This is a genomic window from Chitinophagaceae bacterium (genome assembly GCA_007695095.1).
Classification (GTDB): domain Bacteria; phylum Bacteroidota; class Bacteroidia; order Chitinophagales; family REEL01; genus REEL01.
Genome location: REEL01000080.1, coordinates 21,241 through 41,014, shown reverse-complemented (window position 1 = coordinate 41,014; position 19,774 = coordinate 21,241). Strand labels below are relative to the sequence as shown.

The 19,774-nt window shown below is 35.4% G+C and carries 15 protein-coding genes; 5 read left to right on the top strand and 10 right to left on the bottom strand.

All coding sequences use genetic code 11. The annotated features are described in order from the left end of the window. Nucleotides 1–783 precede the first annotated feature (783 nt). The 5 genes from EA412_04055 to EA412_04035 all read right to left on the bottom strand — a co-directional run bounded on the left by EA412_04055 (nt 784) and on the right by EA412_04035 (nt 6,197). Complete coding sequence (locus EA412_04055; protein ID TVR81001.1) at nt 784–1,386, bottom strand: DUF4377 domain-containing protein; 603 nt, start codon at nt 1,384–1,386, stop codon at nt 784–786. Then, nucleotides 1,346–3,616: a T9SS C-terminal target domain-containing protein gene (locus EA412_04050; protein ID TVR81000.1), complete on the bottom strand. Its 2,271-nt coding sequence runs from the start codon at nt 3,614–3,616 to the stop codon at nt 1,346–1,348. The genes EA412_04055 and EA412_04050 overlap by 41 nt, the downstream gene beginning before the upstream one ends. Beyond that, complete coding sequence (locus EA412_04045; GenBank protein ID TVR80999.1) at nt 3,606–4,190, bottom strand: hypothetical protein; 585 nt, start codon at nt 4,188–4,190, stop codon at nt 3,606–3,608. The genes EA412_04050 and EA412_04045 overlap by 11 nt, the downstream gene beginning before the upstream one ends. A gap of 6 nt (nt 4,191–4,196) precedes the next feature. Continuing rightward, nucleotides 4,197–5,570, bottom strand: a complete 1,374-nt coding sequence (gene hemN / locus EA412_04040; GenBank protein ID TVR80998.1) for an oxygen-independent coproporphyrinogen III oxidase — start codon at nt 5,568–5,570, stop codon at nt 4,197–4,199. An 87-nt stretch (nt 5,571–5,657) separates the two neighbouring features. After that, nucleotides 5,658–6,197, bottom strand: a complete 540-nt coding sequence (locus tag EA412_04035) for a hypothetical protein (GenBank protein ID TVR80997.1) — start codon at nt 6,195–6,197, stop codon at nt 5,658–5,660. 145 nt (nt 6,198–6,342) lie between these two features. On the opposite strand from EA412_04035, the gene EA412_04030 reads away from it, so the two are divergent. Then, entirely contained in the window at nt 6,343–7,323 is a 981-nt protein-coding gene (locus EA412_04030; GenBank protein TVR81002.1) for an acyl transferase, read from the top strand. Here the strand turns inward: EA412_04030 and kdsB are convergent. After that, a complete protein-coding gene (kdsB, locus tag EA412_04025; GenBank protein TVR80996.1) occupies nt 7,309–8,058 on the bottom strand; it encodes a 3-deoxy-manno-octulosonate cytidylyltransferase in 750 nt (249 codons plus the stop codon). The two genes, EA412_04030 and kdsB, sit on opposite strands and share 15 nt — an antisense overlap. 46 nt (nt 8,059–8,104) lie before the next feature. Beyond that, nucleotides 8,105–9,502, bottom strand: a complete 1,398-nt coding sequence (locus tag EA412_04020; protein TVR80995.1) for a nodulation protein NfeD — start codon at nt 9,500–9,502, stop codon at nt 8,105–8,107. A gap of 124 nt (nt 9,503–9,626) precedes the next feature. Here EA412_04020 and EA412_04015 point away from each other — a divergent pair, with 124 nt between their 5' ends. The 3 genes from EA412_04015 to EA412_04005 all read left to right on the top strand — a co-directional run bounded on the left by EA412_04015 (nt 9,627) and on the right by EA412_04005 (nt 13,327). After that, on the top strand, nt 9,627–10,943 hold the full coding sequence (locus EA412_04015; protein ID TVR80994.1) for a LysM peptidoglycan-binding domain-containing protein: 1,317 nt from the start codon (nt 9,627–9,629) through the stop codon (nt 10,941–10,943). Between the two features lie 11 nt (nt 10,944–10,954). Continuing rightward, nucleotides 10,955–12,001 (top strand): glycosyltransferase family 2 protein, encoded by a 1,047-nt coding sequence (locus EA412_04010; protein TVR80993.1) that lies wholly within the window; start codon nt 10,955–10,957, stop codon nt 11,999–12,001. 99 nt (nt 12,002–12,100) lie between these two features. Further along, entirely contained in the window at nt 12,101–13,327 is a 1,227-nt protein-coding gene (locus EA412_04005; protein ID TVR80992.1) for a T9SS C-terminal target domain-containing protein, read from the top strand. A 54-nt stretch (nt 13,328–13,381) separates the two neighbouring features. Here the strand turns inward: EA412_04005 and EA412_04000 are convergent, their stop codons facing one another. The 3 genes from EA412_04000 to EA412_03990 form a co-directional block, all read right to left on the bottom strand. Beyond that, the gene (locus EA412_04000; GenBank protein ID TVR80991.1) at nt 13,382–14,788 is read right to left on the bottom strand and encodes an MBL fold metallo-hydrolase; all 1,407 of its coding nucleotides are present in this window, start codon (nt 14,786–14,788) and stop codon (nt 13,382–13,384) included. A gap of 34 nt (nt 14,789–14,822) precedes the next feature. After that, nucleotides 14,823–15,683 carry a hydroxymethylglutaryl-CoA lyase gene (locus EA412_03995; protein TVR80990.1) on the bottom strand — a complete coding sequence of 287 codons (861 nt, stop codon included), beginning with the start codon at nt 15,681–15,683 and terminating at the stop codon, nt 14,823–14,825. 110 nt (nt 15,684–15,793) lie between these two features. Further along, nucleotides 15,794–18,595, bottom strand: coding sequence for a leucine--tRNA ligase (locus tag EA412_03990; GenBank protein ID TVR80989.1), 2,802 nt, complete (start codon nt 18,593–18,595; stop codon nt 15,794–15,796). Between the two features lie 303 nt (nt 18,596–18,898). Between EA412_03990 and EA412_03985 the strand changes: the two genes are divergently transcribed. Continuing rightward, on the top strand, nt 18,899–19,774 hold the full coding sequence (locus EA412_03985; protein ID TVR80988.1) for an FtsX-like permease family protein: 876 nt from the start codon (nt 18,899–18,901) through the stop codon (nt 19,772–19,774).

Genomic DNA, 19,774 nt, shown 5'->3' with positions numbered 1-19,774 from the left:
AAATTACAGATTGATCTCTTTGAAAAAGAAGCGTCAATTGTTCTTGACTTAGCCAAACGGTTTTCTCATCAATGCGAACCTCGATATGTTCCGCTACCTCATTAGGTCGATACAGAATAATTTCGTTTTTCATCCTCTTTTATCAGTTTTCAAAATCTTGTCTATCTCTTAATCTTTCAAATCCTGTTCAAGACATTTTCAATTTCCATAATCAAGCCCTCGCTTACCGGCTCCAAAGGCAAAACCTCACATCTATCGAAAGCGTCCGCTTGTGATACGGCTGTTTTGCATAAATCATATTGCAATTCATCTATCAATATGTAAATCTATTCATTTTAAAAGTAATATTCAAAAAAAACTCTATTAACTCAATATCAATATACCCTCTTCTACCGGCATAATCTCTGGCACTACTCCAAATAAAATTCTCTTTATGCAATACGATTTCAGCTTTAGCTGAACTTTGACGGACAAAACAGAGTTAAGTTTGAGCCCGGATTTTATATATTCTACACACATGTCACAAGCGGACGCTTGCGACAGAAGAGGGAGCAGGCTAAAAAAATTGCTGCCTTTAAATTTTTAATTTCTTGAAATTTGGGCTCCTGGCTTCTCACCCTGCATAGTGCCTACTGCCCCTGCCTATACTTTCCCTTCTTGGGTCTTGGTCTCTTGAAATTTGAGCTCTTGGGATTTCTTTCCTGCCAACTGCCAGCTTTCTCCCTTGGATCTTGCGCAATCTTAGGTCTTTCTAACATAAACTACCTCTACCTAATCAGCAACTCACTCTACCTTTCTTATTGATAATAATTGCAAATGTTTTTTATCTAAAACCTCAAATAAAATCCGGTAGTATCCGGAACTATTAGCTTTCAATATTTCCACTAAATCCTTATCATTTATCAATACATTCACTTCATTGAAATAAATGGCTGTGTCATTTTGGGTAAACTCAAATGCCGGTATAAATTCAGAAGACGACAAGCTCCTGTTTAGCTTTACCATATTGTAAAATTGTAAATCAACTGTTTCTTTTTCTTTCTCAATAATCCTTACCAATTCATATTTAATGCTATAAGAATCTGCCTGTGGAAATTCTATGTTTATTTTATCCACTTCAAGTTCATAATGGAAACCCCACTCAAAATCAAAGCCGGAAATATTATGTATGCAGCCATCAGAAGTTATCATACACAAATTGCTGAAAAAAGCACTATTATAAATTTGCTTAAATGGTTCTACTTCAATAATAATGCGCTCAGTTTTATTGATTTCTCCCGACGCATTATTTGAGTTAAAAAAGCAAAGGAATAATAAAAAAAGTAATGCCCTCTGATTCAGACTTCTACTGAATAATAAGCTTTTTATTGAATACAAAACCATCATTTTTAAGTTTTAAAATATAACTACCCGGGTTTATGCTCCGGGGAAACGTTAATTCTCTGCCATTTTGAATCTCTCCGGAAAGCATTTCCATTCCTTTCATATCAATAAGACTATACTGCAGTTTGCTATTGTTTTTCAAAAACGTGGCGCTGACAGTTAGTTTTCCGGTTTCAAGAGAAAGCGGATTTGGATAAACCTTTACTGATTCTCTTGCAATCTTAGAGAATTGCCTGCTCATCAATTCATGGCGACGAATTATAAATCTTTCTAAATCTTTAATATTTTGTTCAAATTGATAAACTGATGCAGGCACATGCCACCTTTTAACCTGCTCTTCTATATAATGTCTGTGATTTTCAGCCATCTTATCTAATATCGGTAATAAGCGCTCAGGTGAAAATGTATGTTCAATATGTCTGTTTAGTCGCTGCATAAACAGTCCGTATGTTTTTTCATTTTGCAATAAACGACGTATAATCAAGAACAAATCTGCATCTATATGCTCCGGGAAATGCTGTTCCTGAAGATATTCAAGCATATTATAATCTCCAAAACGAATCAGGCATGCATCACAGTCAAAAAATACCCAACGCCACTTGCCGTATTCAGATTTCCAAAGTGTATAGTTTCTGAATGGCCAGTCTAAATTCCTGAAATACATTTTAGCAATAAAATAATCCACTACATTTTCTATATCTATCAATTTTGAGGTTTCATCATAAAAACCTGCTTCCTGCGGATCTGCATTCCGGAAAAAGTTAAACATTTTAAAATAAGCATCTGCTGTGCCTCTGTTAGCATATCCCAAACCATCTATCTCATCAATATTTTCAGGATTAACACCATGGTTTGACATATAATAGTACTGATCAATTCGTTCTCTGAGATGATGAATCCCCCAAAATTCTCCATTTATAAAAACTATTACCGGCAGAAACTCCATATAATCCAGATTCAAGGGTCTTACTGCGGCAGTAACAAACTCATCTGTTAAACCTAATCGATTCCAGTCCCCCATTGAAGTTCTCAAAATCAATCTTTTAAAACTTTTTATGTTAGGCTTCTTTTCGAAAAAAGGATAATCAAATGTTTCATAGCCATATCTGTTTCTGGCATATAATCTTATACTTTTTTGGGGTGCTTTTCTGGTCCCGTCACCATGAATTCTGGCTCCTGCCAAATGCTCAAAAATCAATTCCTGTTCGGTATTAAAAAAACTAAGCTGTACTGTTCTTTCCCAGTCATCTCCCCTTTTATAATAATTTGCTCTGTAGGGATCTTCTTCAAATCCGGGACCCGGCACATAAATTCCACGCTCATGACTAAAAAAATCATCTTCATCCATAATTATTGAGAATACAGACCAATCCTTATTGGGCCACATTTCCTCCGGAAAGTATACATTTTGTAGATAATTACTGACTCTAATTCCATTTTTAAATGCTGCTGCCCGTAAAACAATAGCTCCAAATTGTGTAGAGTTTGGTTCTTGCCAGCGGGGTGCTGTTTGTATGTTTGAATAATGCCTGTCAGGAATCAGCAGTCGACTAAGTGATATGGAGTCTGAAAACTTAAAACTGTTAATATCAGGTCGCTCCCCATTAATTGTATAGTAAATATCTGCGTCCTGATTTTTAAAAAACAAAGTGAGCGGAGTTCCCGATGGATAGAATCCTGAGGGTAGAGAACTTTCTATAATATCTTCCGGCGCAGGTCCTTTCACTCCGCTTGCATTGGATATGCCGGGGCTGGAAACAGAAAAATATACCCATTCAGCACCTCCGTCTGTTTTTCTACCGTAGGAAGTATTTGTTAATAATTGTATCGGTTCAATCCAGTCAACCCATACACTGTCAGGACTAGAGAGAATTAAGGGCTCTCCATCTTTATCAATCCGAAAGTTAGTATGAAAATAAGGACCGCTTTTTCGATTTTTTCCGGAGGCAAACACCAGCAAAAACTCACCGGGATTCAGAGTATAATCAGGAAACTGCCAGCGATATGGGTCATCAACATCATCTGAAAGAAAAAACCCATTTAATTCAATAGTGAACTGGGTAGGATTATAAATCTCTATCCAATCTTCAAAATCTCCGTCTTCATCACTTATAACTTCGGAATTTGAAGCCATAAATTCATTGATTACAGGCAGAGCAAACACCGGCTGAAAGCAAGCACATAAAAGAAAAACTACAAATATTTTTTTAATAGAATTCATTTTAAAATTCAACCCCTAAGGAAAACTTTAAAAAAGTAAAATTTATTACCGAAGATATAGATTCTGACTGAGGGTGTTCAAAGCGTAAAACTGCATTTTGGTGCAATACATTTAAGCCGAAAATTCCTTTTAAATTTTCACTAATTAAAAGTCTGTATCCAAAACCCGGCATGGCAAACCATCTGCCATCCAGAGAATATCTTTCATTTGTTCTGTCTCTCAGCCATGCATCTGCAAATCCGGCTGAAAATGAGAAATGAAATCCGGAAGGCTTGTTGCCTGTGTAATACCTCAAACCTGCTCCAATAGGCAAAAAACCTTCATCTTCCAACAGAAATACTCCTGTATGTAAAAAAATACTGAAATTTGAATATTCGTATGCCGGTTGTATAAAAAAGGAATATCCACTTTTAAAAATAAAATTGTCACGATTTATTTCACCGCCTAAAAGCAATGCCCCATTAACGCTTAACGTAAACTGCCCCGGACTTTTTAAGGAGGATTCAGCTTCTGCTGCCCTGAGCGAAAAATTCGTAGAGAAGATTAAATAAAGGGCTAAAAAAGCGGTAAACTGCCATTTGAGCATAATATATTAAATTACCTGACTAAAAAGTTGGGTTTCCGGCTTTTTTGCCCACATTCTATTATCAAAAGCCATGCATGCATTTCTCACAAATGGGCGACCGCTTTCTGTTACGCGAAGGGTTCTGTTTTCCAACACTACCAAACCGTCCTCAAACATTTCTGTTAAATGATTAATAGCAGAAAGAATTAGCGGGTGATTATCTTCACTTTCACCCCAGGAGGTTTCCAACTGACACATTAAGTTCAGTATATGTTTTCTGATAAACAAATCTTCCTCATTGAGCAAATGCCCTCTGAAAACCGGAATCTCTTTTATTTCATTTACCATTGCAGTATACTCTTCAAAACCTTTGATATTTTGAGCGAATGCATCCCAGCTGTCACTAATACTGGAAACGCCCAGACCGATGGAAACTTCGGTATACTGATGCGTATATCCCATGAAATTTCTATGCAATGTTCCTTTTTTTAGAGCTTTATATAAAGAATCTTGAGGTAAACTGAAATGATCCATACCAATTTCTATATATCCGGCTGCTTCGAGCATTTCCCTACCCTTTTCATACAAATCTCGCTTTTCCGATCCAAGTGGCAGGTCTTCTTCAGTGTATCTGCGCTGACCGGGACTTACCCAGGGCACATGTGCATAGCTGTAGAAAGCAATTCTTTCGGGCATGAGTTGTTTAACTTTTGTAATTGTATCTACTATACTGCTCATTTTTTGAAGCGGCAGACCATAAATTATATCAAAATTTATAGAAGAATAACCAATTTTTCTGGCTCCTTCTGTTACTTTTAAAACAGTTTCGTAGGGTTGCACCCGATTAATTATCTGTTGAACAGCCGGATCAAAATCCTGTACCCCCAAACTGATTCTTCGGGAGCCCAATTCATATAAAACCTGCATTTGCTCGTAAGAGGTTACATTTGGATGCGCTTCAAAGCTCAATTCAAAATCCGGATGTAAATCACATTTTTTGTAAATAGATTCCAGTAAAAACCTGAGATTATCTGCACTGAAAAACGTTGGTGTACCTCCGCCTAAATGCAGTTCTCTCAACATAGGTTTTTCGCCGAGTTTTTCCAGATAAAGGTCCCATTCATTCAGAACCGTTTGTATATATGGAGATTCAACACCGTGGTTAATTGTAATTCGCTTATTGCATCCGCAAAAAGTACAAAGTGACTCGCAAAAAGGCAAGTGTATATAAAGGGAAATACCGCTTTTACTATTGGTATCCTGATATCTTTTTGTTAATCTGCTTAACCAATCTCCGGCCTTTAAATCATTATCCTGCCAATACGGAACGGTAGGATAGCTGGTATATCTTGGACCGGGAACATTATATTTACTAATTAAGGTGTTGTCTGTATTTGCCATAAATTACTATTGCTGTTTGAATTGTTGATATAACAACAAAAGAAAGAAGTTGGTGCAAATTTAAGGCAATTTAGCGTAGAATTTTACCTAATCATTACAAAGTAAGGTAATTTCGGGAGTTTGTATCACATTACTAAAATTCCCGGCTCTGTCTTTTAGCTGTATATAAAAATATACCGTATCCGTTTCCTGATCTGTAATATCTCCCAAAGAACCACCATCAGGAGGCAAACACCCAATATCAAACAAGCTGAGGGTGACATTTCCTGAAATAGCCCGGCTGCTACCTTTAGGTGGAATATAAGGCATATTAAAAGGGATTAGACATCCGGTCTTGTTACGCGTGACAAAAATTGAAAATTCCGGTTCATCGAAGCAAGTGGAGTCACACAAATCACAACCTAAAGAGTCCGGTTCGGAAAAACTTTCAAAACCAAGATCCCCATCTCCGTCTTTAAAAAAGAAAACTATTTGCAGCGTATCTTCCGTTCCAACTAATTGTGGTGAAAATGTAATAAATTCAATTTCCGGAACTTCAGAATAATCCGGCGGATCTACGCAGGATGTTAAAAACAAAGCAGATAATAAAACTGAAACAGTAAGGTATTTTATTTTTTTCAAAAGCATTAATCCATGAATTAAATTAGAAACGATGATTTAGCTATTTTTGTATATTCTGATTACTTTTTACTAAACAAAAGTAATACATAAATGTATCATTTTTTTTGCTGTTCATTAAAACTTTTCGCTTAGTTTGGATAAAAACAATAAAATAACGTTTAACTATCATTCAATTTTTGGTTTGAATCCCGATACTTTTAATCAGTTTGCATTAAGAGTGTTTTACTATCAGGCTGAAAACAATCCTATATATAAGAAGTATATTCAATTGTTAGGTGTAGCACCTCAACAAATAAAATCAATTGAAAAAATACCTTTCCTTCCGATAAAACTTTTTAAAACTGAAGAAATTAAAACGGGAAGTTTTGAAAGTGAAAAAGTATTTGAGAGCAGTACTACCGGTGGTGGGCAGTCATCCAAGCATCATATTTATTCTTTAGAATGGTACCGGGATGTCTTTTTGAAATGTTTTGAAAAATACTATGGAAATATTAAAGACTATACCTTCCTTGCTCTTCTCCCCTCTTATCTTGAAAGAAATAATGCCTCTCTGGTGTATATGGTTGACGGTTTCATGAAATCGTCCGGAAAGCCCCTTAGCGGATTTTATATAGATGATTACGAAAAGCTCTCAACCCATTTACAAACCTTAGAAGAAAGGAAAGAAAAAACAATATTAATAGGCGTTAGTTTTGCACTTCTTGATTTTGCAGAAAAATACCCCATTCATTTAAAGCATACAGTTATTATGGAAACCGGGGGCATGAAAGGCAGGAGAAAAGAACTTTGGAAAACAGCTTTGCATGATATTTTGAAAAATGCTTTTCAAACAAATCAAATACATTCTGAATACGGCATGACGGAACTGCTTTCACAGGCTTATTCCCTTAAAGATGAGAAATACTACTTCCCGGACTGGGTTAAAGTTTTGGTACGAGATGTTTATGACCCTTTCGATATACAATCAAAAAATGCAAGAGGCGCTCTAAATATTATTGATTTGGCAAACATACATAGTTGCTGTTTTCTTGCAACTGATGACATAGGAGAATTAGATAATGATGGTGGTTTTTATGTTTACGGCAGAATAAACAATGCTGATGTAAGGGGTTGCAATTTAATGGTCGGCTAAAAAAATCTCTGCTTTTTGAATGTCATCCGGAGAATCAACAGACGGACCATTCGGATGCTTTGCTTCAACGGCATAAATATCTATTCCTTCATTAAGCCAGGTCAATTGCTCTAAATTTTCAATCTGAGCCAAAGCTGAAATTTCAAGGTTTTTTATTTTTTGTAAAATACTCACTGAAAAAGCATAAATACCTATATGTCTCTTTACATAAGGAGAAGGGAAATTAATTACATTGTTAATATCAAATGGAATTGGCGCTCTGCTGAAATAATTTACTTTTTGGTTTTTGTTCTGTACTAATTTTACAACATTAGGATTTTGATAACTATTTAAAGTTTCTATTTCATCATACATAGTTACCACTGCATTTTCCACTTTACTGCAAAATCGGCTAAGTTCATTTAAATTTTCATGATGTAAAAACGGTTCATCCCCCTGTATATTAAACATCCAGGCTTCCTTTAGATTGATTTTTTCAACTACTTCTATACACCTCAAAGTTCCGTTTGGATGATATTTGTCGGTTTTTACCGCATTAGCACCAAAAGTAGCCGCATGATTTAATATGCGTTCATCATCTGTTGCTATAATCACATCATCAAATATCCCGCAACTGATACAATTCTCATAAACTCTCTGAATCATACTTTTGTTTGAAATCAATGCCAGAGGCTTCCCCGGAAAACGAGTTGACCCGTATCTTGCAGGAATTATTGCTATTTTTCTATTGGCCATATATAAAAATAAATACGCTAAAAAAATGGCGGATTATTGACTTCAATCATTTCACCTTCTTAACAACAAGATTAGAACCTTTAAGAGAAACAACCTGAATCCTTTCTCCTTTTTTTATCCATTCGGCATCTGAAACAGCAAAATACTGCTCATCACCAATTTCGATTTTCCCCGAAGGTCTGAAGTCCGATACGGCTAATCCTTGGCTACCAACAAGATCTCTTAAAGAAAAATCTGCGCTTGTATAGCCTTCATTTTTATCCTGAACATCTGCCAGTATCATCTTTTGAAAAAATCTGAGATTGGCAATATTCCCACCCATAAAAATTATTATACCTATAGACACCAGCAAGGTAATGGATACCCTAAAAAAAGCAAAAGCTACATTTTCCATTCCGGGGAAAGAAAAATCCAGTCCGTCGTTTTGAATAAGCGCAAGGGTGAGTGCAGTGACTGTTACAATTATTCCGGAGACTCCGGCTACTCCAAAGCCGGGAATAACAAAAATCTCGAGTGCTATGAGCAAAATACCTACAATAAACAGAAGTATTTCCCAGTTGGCTGCCATACCTTCTATATACAAAGGGCCAAAATATAATGTAGCTGCTACAACAGAAGCGATAATAGGGAACCCAACTCCGGGTGTTTGTAATTCAAAATATAAACCACCTATGATTACTAAAAGCAAAATGCTGTTTACCAGGGGATTCAATAAAAAATTTATAATGCTTTCAGTAAATGAAGTTTCATAACGGTGTAGTGTATAATTCTCTATCCCCATATTACTAAGCACCTCTTCAATGCTTTCAGCCTTTCCTTCAATAAATCCGGCTGCTAAAGCCTCTTCACCGGTAAAAGTTAGAATTTTGCCGGCATCAATGATTCCCTCAATCTCAACGGTTTCATCAACCATAGCCTCCGCAATTAGAGGATCTCTATTTTTTGCCATAGCTGTCGAACGCATCATACTACGCATATAAGACTGATATTTGTCAGGCATTTGCTCACCGGTTTGATTCACAACTGTAGCTGCGCCAATATTAGAGCCTCTACTCATGTATATACTATCACAGGCAATTGAAATCAATGCTCCGGCTGAAGCAGCATTATTTTTTATCCAGGCAACCGTTGTCGGTCTTGCATTCAGCATCATCGTTCTGATGGAGTCTGCAACATTTACCATTCCACCGTAGGTATTTACCCGCATTAAAACGATATCAGCGTTCTTTTCTTCTGCTTCTGCCAGTGCTCTGGTGACTCTTCTTTCAGCAGCGGGCATTATATCCTCATTTAATTCAAAGAAATAAACTATTTTCTCATCCAATGGTCGGGGTTCTGTTGCCTCAGACTGATTAAGACTCAGAAGTAAAAAAAGACTACACAACAAAAAGCTAATTGTGCATATTTTTTTTATCGTATAAAAGGAGATGTTATTCTTTACCATTACTTTTGTATTTGTTCCAAATTGTTGATTCAGATATTATTTTTAGGATTTATTCAATTCTGTAAAATTAAAACAATGAATTGGTAGTTTTTTAATTAAACATAATTTAAGTTTTAAAGATTTTATGAAAGCTAATTTTTTTTATTTTTTTAGAAGATTTACTTATACCCTTTTAAGTTTTTTCTTTTTACTGATTTTTACAACTGTAAAAGCAGATACCCCCTTAATGATTTTACATGATATACAATCCGGGGAAACTGTATATTCAATAGCCAGAAAGTATAATGTTCCGGCTCAGGAAATACTTTCTCTCAATGAAATTCAAAATGTTGCTACTGATGTAAAAATAGGAGATTTAATAAAAGTTCCGGTAGAAATAGCAAAATTTGAAGACTTAGCCAAGGAAAATCCTTTACTTACTGATGGTAAAAGACAATTTAGGTTGCATAAAGTTGATGTTGGAGAGACTTTTTTCTCGCTCAGCAGAAAATATAATTCCTCAGAAAGTCTAATTCGGGAAAAAAATCCTATACTTAAGGATAAGCCATTACAATTAGGGCAGGTATTAGTTATACCATTGAATATACCCGCAACGGTCAGTGAATCCCGACCGGCTGAACCTACAGAAAATTTTATTCGACATGAAGTATCTCAGGGTGAAGGTCTCTTTTCAATTGCCAGACAATATGGTCTTCCAAGCCCTGCCCCAATAAGGGAGTGGAACCAACTTGAAGACGATGCTTTAAGCGTTGGTCAGATACTTATTATATACACAGATGTTGAAGACATAGAAATTGTGCCTTCCCGGGAAGAAAAAATTGTAGATGATTTTCAGCGGGAAGACGGATGGGCATACCATCAGGTAAAAGGCGGAGAAACTTTATTTTCGATAGCACGTGAATATGGATTTAGAAATCCGAAGAAAATCAGGCAATGGAATCAATTACAATCAGACAATTTGCAGGCAGGACAATTGTTAAAAGTCGGCATGACTGAAGGTGGCCGTACAGAAATGCCAGAAATAGAGGAACAAACTGAAGAAAGTCTTGCATTTACAGAAACGGAGGATTCAGAATTAGATATATCTGAGCCTGTAAGGCCGGATCCAAGAGACAATCCGGTGATCAATGAATACCGTAATACGTTTCAATCAAAAATCAGTGAAACAAACAGAATGCTTGAAAAAAGAGGAATTGCTTCCTGGATAGAAGATACCGGTCGCGAGGAACACTTTTTAGTTTTAACAAATGAAGCACCTATTGGCAGCATAATAAAGGTCAGAAATCTAATGAATAATTTAGAAACCTACGTTAGAGTTATTGGAAGGATGCCGGCTACAGACCAAAACCGAAACTTAATCATAAAAATTTCTGAGTCAGCGGCCAAAGTTTTACATGTTTTGGATGAACGCTTTTTAGTTGAAATTTCCATCCCTGAATAAACTTTCTGATTTTGGAAAAAAACTTACCACTTGTTGCAGTTGTAATTCTAAGCTGGAAAGGTCAGCACTTTTTAAAGCGTTTTCTGCCACCTTTGCTTAAGACAACTTACCCAAATGCAGAATACTGGGTTATAGACAATGCTTCAAATGATGGAACCGAAGACTTTTTGAAAAGCAATTTTCCGGAGGTAAAATCTATAATTTTAGAAGAAAATCTGGGGTTTGCAGGCGGGTATAATGAGGGTTTGAAAAAAATAAAAGCAGATTACTACGTATTGCTGAATCAGGATGTTGAAGTTGAACCTGACTGGATAGAGCCGGTAATTGCCGGAATGGAAAAAGATAAAAATATATCTGCAGCCCAACCACTAATTTTAGATGAGAAAAATAGAGATTATTTTGAATACGCAGGTGCGGCAGGTGGATTTATTGATAAATTGGGTTATCCCTTTTGTCGGGGCAGAATTTTTGATTCCTTAGAAAAAAATGAGAATCAATATGATGAAAGTATTGAAATCTTTTGGGCTACCGGTGCTTGTATGTTTGTGCGTGCAGATGATTTTCATGAAGCCGGCGGATTAGATAAAGACTTCTTTGCACATATGGAAGAAATAGATTTATGCTGGCGACTAAAAAACAAAGGCAAAAGAATTATTTGTATAACTGAATCAAAAGTTTATCATGTTGGAGGCGGAAGTTTGCCTCAGGGAAACCCCAGGAAGACTTTCCTGAATTTCAGAAATAGCTTGAGAATGCTCATTAAAAACCTGCCTGACCAAAAGTTTAAGCGAACGATATTTTTACGTTTAATCCTGGATGGCATCGCAGCCTTAAAAAGTCTCTCGGAAGGTAAATTCAGCGATATAGGAGCAATTTTAAAAGCTCATATCAGTGTTTATAAAGAATGGAATTACTGGTTAAAAAAAAGAAAGCTGCTCAAGAAGCATAATGACTTCAATAATAACGGCTTATATGACAAATCAATCATTTACTCCTACTTTATTAAAAAATATAAAACTTTTAAAAGCCTCAATATCAAGACAAAGAAAATAGATTAAAAAAGTATCAAACAGCTTTGTTAGCTCACAAAACCACTAAAAAGGCTTGTAAAGTGAAGTATTTTGTTATTTTTGTTAAAAAATAAAACAATTAACACTATGAAAAATGTTTATCTAACCCTGATTTGCTTTTTAGCAAGCACTCTTATTATTACTGCCCAAATTTTAAACCCAACATTTGAAAACTGGACAGATTACGGTGATTATGAAGAGCCGGATGGCTGGAATACGACTAACCCAATTACTAACATCACTGAACCTATTCCAATTAGTGAAACTTTCGTAACTAAAGATGATGTTAATGTTCACACCGGAAGCTACTCAGTTAGAATGGAAACAGGTAATATTAATGCCGGTTTTATATCTTTTGATGTTCCCGGTGCAGTAACTAACGGTGAGATTGTAGTAGATCAAGCTGCTTTAATTTCCGGAAACTTTGAATTGGACGAATTAATTACCGGTGGAACTCCAATAAATCAGCGTTATGCTACTTTTTCCGGTTTTTACAGATATGTCCCGGCAGGTGTAGACACTGCTGCTATTTTAGCTTTTGCTAAGAAAGACGGTGAAATTATAGGTTCAGCGGTTTATCAACCAAGTAATTTACAAAATACCTTTACTGAATTTTCTATTGATTTTGTTTATACAAGTTGTGATATGCCTGATACCTTATTAATTGCATTTGCATCTTCTAATGGTGCTGACGGAACTCCCGGCAGTGTACTGAATATTGATAATGTTTCAGTTTCAGGTACTAACACAAATACTGCTCCCGAAGCAAATGCTATAAATGCAACGGTAGTTCAAGATCAATCTGTTATAATTGATATATTAGCTAATACATTTGATTGTGACGGAGATAATGTTGTAGTTGACAATCTTTCAGACCCTGCTAATGGTACGGTTACCGATAATGGTGACGGAACAGTTACTTATACTCCGAATGCCGGATTTACCGGAACCGACAGTTTTGAATATACTGTATGTGATGACGGAACACCGGTATTTTGCTCTTCTAATACTGTAGAAGTTGTTGTATCTCCATTTAACAGCGTAGTAAATTTGTCTACTGAAAAGGTATTGGTTAATCTTTACCCAAATCCTGCAGATAATAAACTGAATATTGAGTTTACTGAGTTTATAGAAACAAATGATTTGGTAACACAGGTTGTTGACTTACAAGGTAGAGTTTTGATTGAAAATAAAGTAACAAACTCAATTCATATCATTGAAGTAAATAAACTGATAGCCGGTTCTTACTTCCTGATTGTAAGAGATGCTGAAGGTCAAATTTTGAGTAATTCTAATTTCGTTATCAACAGATAAGTTTAGTTTTCAAAATTAAAAAAAAGGTGTTTATAAAGTTATAAGCACCTTTTTTTATGCCAATTCATAGGCTTTATGTGGTTCTGAGACGATTACATCTTTAAAACCTGTTCTTTCACAACGCCCTTTTAAACTAAGGAGACTTTGGGGTAAACCATGTACTAAAAGCAACTTCTTTACCTTTACTAAATCCCCAACTGTTACATACTCCATCAACTCATTTACATCAGCATGGGCGCTTAATGCATTCAGTGTTAAAACATTGGCATTGACATCATAAGTTCTACCGTAAATACTAACTTGCTTATCCCCACTTTGTATGCGTCCACCTAAAGTACTTGGCTCGCAATAGCCGGTAATCAGGATTGAATTGTTTTCATTTTCAATGTTGTGTTTAAGGTGGTGCTTAACCCTACCACCTTCCATCATCCCTGAAGATGAAATTATAATACAGGGAGCAGTTCTTTTGTTTAAAGCAATAGAATCTTTCACATCTTTGATATAATGAAGCCGGTTAAAACCAAATGGGTCAGGGTCTTCAGACTCCATTATTTTGCGAATTTCAGGATTAAATAAATATGCATGTCTTCTCATAATTTCAGTAGCATTTACCGCCATTGGACTATCTACGAAAACATCAATTGGGGGTAGCTTACCGGTCTCTGATAAGTTGTTTAAAACATAAATAATTTCCTGAGTTCTGCCTACACTAAATGCCGGAATAATCAACTTTCCTTTTTTAATCAGACAGGTTTCTTCAACATATTTTAACAATTTTTTCTCTACTGTATCAATTTCATCATGCTCTCTGTCACCGTAAGTGCCTTCTAACATAATAAAATCTGATTGGGGAATATCCTCCGGAAAGTCTAAAATCCGGTTTTTGTATCGCCCAATATCACCGGTATACGTAAAAACTTTCTTTTTACCCTTTTCATTATATACTGATACATGAATGGCAGCACTGCCAATAATATGACCGGTATTGGTAAATGAAAATTGAACAGCCTTATTTAAAACTATATCTCTGGCATACTCTGTAACTTCAAAATATTGTAAACATTCATAAACATCAGTATCATTATACAGAGGCTCAATAAAAGGCCTGCCCTCTTTTGCTCTTTTCTGATTTATGTAATCTGTATCGGCCATTTGTATAGCAGCACTATCAAGTAAAAGTAGCTCTGCCAATTCATAGGTGGCATGTGTACAGAAGATTTTACCTTTAAATCCTTTTTTTACTAGTTGAGGCAAATTACCTGAATGGTCAATATGAGCATGTGAAAGTAATACAAAATCAATTTCTTTGGGGTCAAAAGGGAAATTTCTGTTTTTAACTGACATTTCTACCCCTTTGCCCTGAAAAAACCCACAATCAAGAAGAATTTTTAATCCGCCTGCTTCTAAAATATGGCAACTACCTGTTACAGTTTGAGCAGCACCATGACTAATAATGTGCATAAATTCCTTTTTTTTAATCCTTGAAGCTTAAAAATTAGTTTACCTGAACAGGAAAAATATCCAGACTTAGCGATATTGCTTTCTCTAATGCTTGCCTGGACAAATTTAAAGGTATATCTTTTTCATGAAAATATTCAATAATATTCTCCGTAGGCATATTACCTACTAACTCATCTTTTGCCATAGGGCAACCTCCAAAACCTTTAATTGCTCCTTCAAATATTTGGCAGCCACTCTGGTGAGCTGCTTCAATTTTCTCTCTCCAGTTATCCGGTGATGTATGAAAATGTGCGCTAAAATTTAAATCTTCAAATTCTTTTGTAAGATAACTGAATATATATTTTATAGATTCTTTATCTGCCAGACCTACCGTATCTGCAATAGAAAAATCTTTAATCCCTAACTCCTTTAATTTCCTTACCCAATCACCCACAACTTCAGGTTCCCATGGGTCTCCGTAAGGATTTCCAAAGCCCATGGAAATATAAATCAGCATTTTCTTATTGTGAATTACACAAAGCCTTTGAATTGCTTCTATTCGTAAAAAAGCTTCCTCTATACTTGCATTTGTATTTCGATACTGAAAAGTTTCTGACACAGAAAAAGGAAACCCTAGTATATCCACCATTGAAAACTTCACAGCTTCCTGAGAGCCGCGCACATTAGCAACTATAACAGAAATCTCCGTTTCACTTTTATCTAAATCTAAAGAATCCAGCACCTTTGCTGTATCAGCCATTTGAGGAACTGCTTTTGGATTGACAAAACTTCCGCAATCAAGGGTATCAAATCCGACCTCAATAAGTGACTGTAAATAACGCACTTTGTCCGCAACCGGAATATATTGCTTTATGCCTTGCATTGCATCTCTCGGACATTCAATAATCTTTATCATTTAGTTGACCTTTTTTGTGTGTGTTAAATATACTTATATTTTCTATCAAAAATCTGCTCAGATTTTAAGTTCACTTAAGTAACATCTATAATCAACCATTGTTTTAATACTTAGACAACTATATTTATAATTTTACCCGGTACAAAAATGATTTTTTTAGGATTTTTCTCTCCCACCCACTTTTTAACAATCTCATGAGCCATTACTTCCTTTTCGACAACTTCTTTTTTAACACCTATTTCAAATGTTAATTTTAAACGCATTTTCCCATTGATAGACACCGGATATTCAAAAGCATCTTCTTTCAGATATTTTTCATCATGCTGAGGTATTTTTTCATGAATTACAGTTGTTTTGTTTCCTAATTCACTCCATAACTCCTCACAGATATGTGGGGCAAAGGGAGCTAAAGTTAAAACAAAGTTTTCCAGTATCTCTCTTTTATGACAATTCATTTTGGTTAGCTCATTTGTTAAAACCATAAATGCGCTAACTGCTGTATTAAATGAGAAATTTTCTATATCCAGCCTGACTTTTTTTATGGTTTTGTGTAAAATCTTTAGCTCCTGCTCATCCGCTTTTTCATCTGTTACAACAAACTTCCCTTCATCATTATAAAACAACTTATAAAAGCGTTTCATAAACTTAGCCACACCATCAATTCCATTTGTGTTCCAGGGTTTATGCATTTCTATAGGCCCTAAAAACATCTCATACATCCTGAATACATCTGCCCCATACTCTTCAATAATATCATCCGGATTAACAACATTATACAGAGACTTGGACATTTTCTCAATTAAAACAGTACACTTAAAAAGGTTATCGCTGTTCTTAATAAATTTACTCCCTTCATATTCCGGTCTGTTTTTTTCGAAAGCCTTTATATTCAGAAAATCATTTTCAGTCAAATTAATATCAATATTAAAAGAAATTACATCTTCTTCAGTTAAATTATTTTCTTTCAGATAATCCTCCAATACATCGGCAGAAATAAAAACATTAGCCTTTTTTCTTTTAAAAATGAGATTTGATCTACCCTGAATCATTCCCTGATTAATCAATTTTTTAAAGGGCTCTTTAACAGAAACTTTTTCAATATCATATAGGAATTTATTCCAAAAACGGGCATACATCAAATGCCCAACGGCATGTTCAGCACCTCCGATATACAAATCAACATCCTGCCAATAATCGACCTTTTTTTTGTTAGCAAACTCCTCGTTATTATGAGGGTCCATATATCTTAAAAAATACCAGCTGGAGCCGGCAAAGCCCGGCATGGTATCTGTTTCCCTGATTGTTTTTTCATCAATCTCCACCCATGAATTCAGTGCGGCTAAAGGAGATTGCCCTGAACCGCTTGGTTTGTATGATTTTACCTCCGGAAGTTCTAAGGGTAAATCACTTTCTTTCAACAACTGTGGTATTCCATTTTTGTAAAAAACAGGAAAAGGTTCCCCCCAGTATCTTTGACGACTAAAACCGGCATCTCTCAGTCTATAATTGGTAGTACGATTGCCAATATTCTCAGATTCGATTTTTGAGATTATTTTCTCTATAGCTTCCACAACTTCCAATCCATTTAAAAAATCAGAATTTTTCATTCTGCCCACCTTGTCCCCTATCTCTGCAGATTTATACTCAGATTGATCAACTACTTCTATAATAGGAATGTTAAACTTTTCAGCAAATAATCGGTCTCTCTGATCATCGGAAGGGACTGCCATAATAGCTCCGGAGCCGTAACCCATAAGTACATAATCCGCTATCCAGACCGGTATTTTTTCACCACTAAAAGGATGTTTGGCATAAGCGCCGGTAAACACTCCGCTTACTTTCTTTACTTCTGACATCCTTTCCCGCTCAGACTTATTTTTTACCTCTTTTATATATTTTTTAATTTCCGGTGCTGCATCTTTTGACATAATCTTTTGAACCAGTGGATGTTCAGGTGCCAATACCATGAAGGTCGCTCCAAAGATTGTATCGGGACGGGTAGTGAAAATTTCTATTTTTTCTGTAAATCCCTCAATTTCAAAATAAACAGTTGCACCCTGAGATTTGCCTATCCAGTTTTTCTGCATTTCTTTTAAAGAATCGCTCCAATCAAGCATTTCCATATCTGCAATTAAACGCTCAGCATAGGCGGTTATCCTCAAAAACCATTGCCGCATTGATTTTTTCTCTACCGGAAAGCCTCCTCTGACAGAAAGTCCTTCTTTTACTTCATCATTTGCCAGAACTGTACCTAATTGCGGACACCAGTTTACATCTGCATACGTTTGATATGCAATTCGGTACTGCATTAATATCTCTGACTTTTCTTTTTCCCCGAATGATTTCCATTCAGCAGCTGAAAAAATAGTTGCTTTTTTATCTGTGAATGCCGTATGGTTTTTACTGCCATTTTGGTCAAAATGAGCTATCAGCTTATCTATAGAAACAGCTTTTTGCTTTTCTACATCATAATAATGATTAAATAACTGTATAAAAATCCACTGAGTCCATTTATAGTATTTCGGATCAGAGGTACGAATTTCACGACTCCAGTCATAATCAAAGCCTATAGATTTTAATTGTTCCTTATATCTTTTTATATTTACATCAGTAGTTTTCGCAGGGTGTTGTCCGGTTTCAACAGCGTACTGCTCTGCCGGCAGCCCAAATGCATCAAACCCCATTGGATGTAATACATTAAATCCGCACATACGCTTATAGCGGGAAAAAATATCTGAAGCGATATAACCTAATGGATGTCCGACATGCAGCCCTGCCCCGGAAGGGTACGGAAACATATCCAGGATATAAAACTTAGGCTTATGAGTATCTTTATCATTTATCTTATAAGTCCGGTTTTCTTCCCAGAATTTTTGCCACTTTTTTTCAATCTTGCCCGGATTGTATTCCATTCGTAAATATCTTTAAAATTGTTATTGAATCCTCTTGCAATATTAGTAATCTTTAATCGCATTTTTAGTATTCAAATACCGCTTTTAAGCAGAAATTTCTATTTTTTAAGCTAATATAAGAATGCTAATTTTGTTTATAAATAAATTTAATATGCAACTCACTTTAATTGCTACTTAAGAGTAAACAGCTAAAGAAAAAGACAGAAAAAAGATATCCTTTGTAAAACAAAACGCTTATTTCTATTTAAATTTAACTTATTTAATGAATTAATGTAATTTCGCAGTTACAAAAAAAGTGCTTTAATGGCCTATCAGTTTGGCAAAAAACCGGGAAAGAGAAAATCTCCGACTTATATTTATTCTATAGTCAGTATTTCTTTCGTATTATTTCTTTTGGGATCATTGGGTTATCTGCTTTTTTATGCGAATGAACTGGGAAGATATTTCAAAGAAAATGTTGAAGTTACGGTTGTTTTAAAGCAAAACATCAGTGAATCTGACGGCTTACAGTTGGAAAAAAGGCTACAAGCAGAAGATTTTGTTCGAATAGCATCATATATCAGTCCTGAAAAAGCAGCCGAGCGATTAAACGAACAGTTAGGAGAAGACTTTTTAGATTTACTGGGTTATAACCCCATTTTTTCATCCGTTGAATTTTATCTTACGGCAGAATATGCCAACCCTGACAGTATTCAAATGATAAATGAAAAGTTGATGCTCTACAGAGAAGTCAGCGATGTTTTGGTTCAACAAGATTTAATAGTACAGGTTAATGAAAACATTAGAAAAATTGGAATCGGATTAGGAATCATATCTGTATTACTTTTGATAATCGCCTTAGCGCTTATAGACAATACTTTACGACTTAGTATGTACTCCAATCGTTTTATTATAAAAAGTATGCAGTTGGTTGGAGCCACAAAGTGGTTTATACTTAAACCCTTTATTAGCAGAGCAATTTTAAACGGCTTACTGAGTATTATTATCACCTTAATTATGTTAGCTGCACTTTTATACTTTGTGTATATACGTGTTCCGGAATTAGCTGATTTACATAATTGGACAATAAGTGCCCTTATCTTCGCAGTTATTTTTATTTTAGGATTGTTTATTTCAGTAATCAGCACTTTAGGTGCCGTTCTAAAATATTTAAAAATGCGCTTGGATGATTTGTATTAA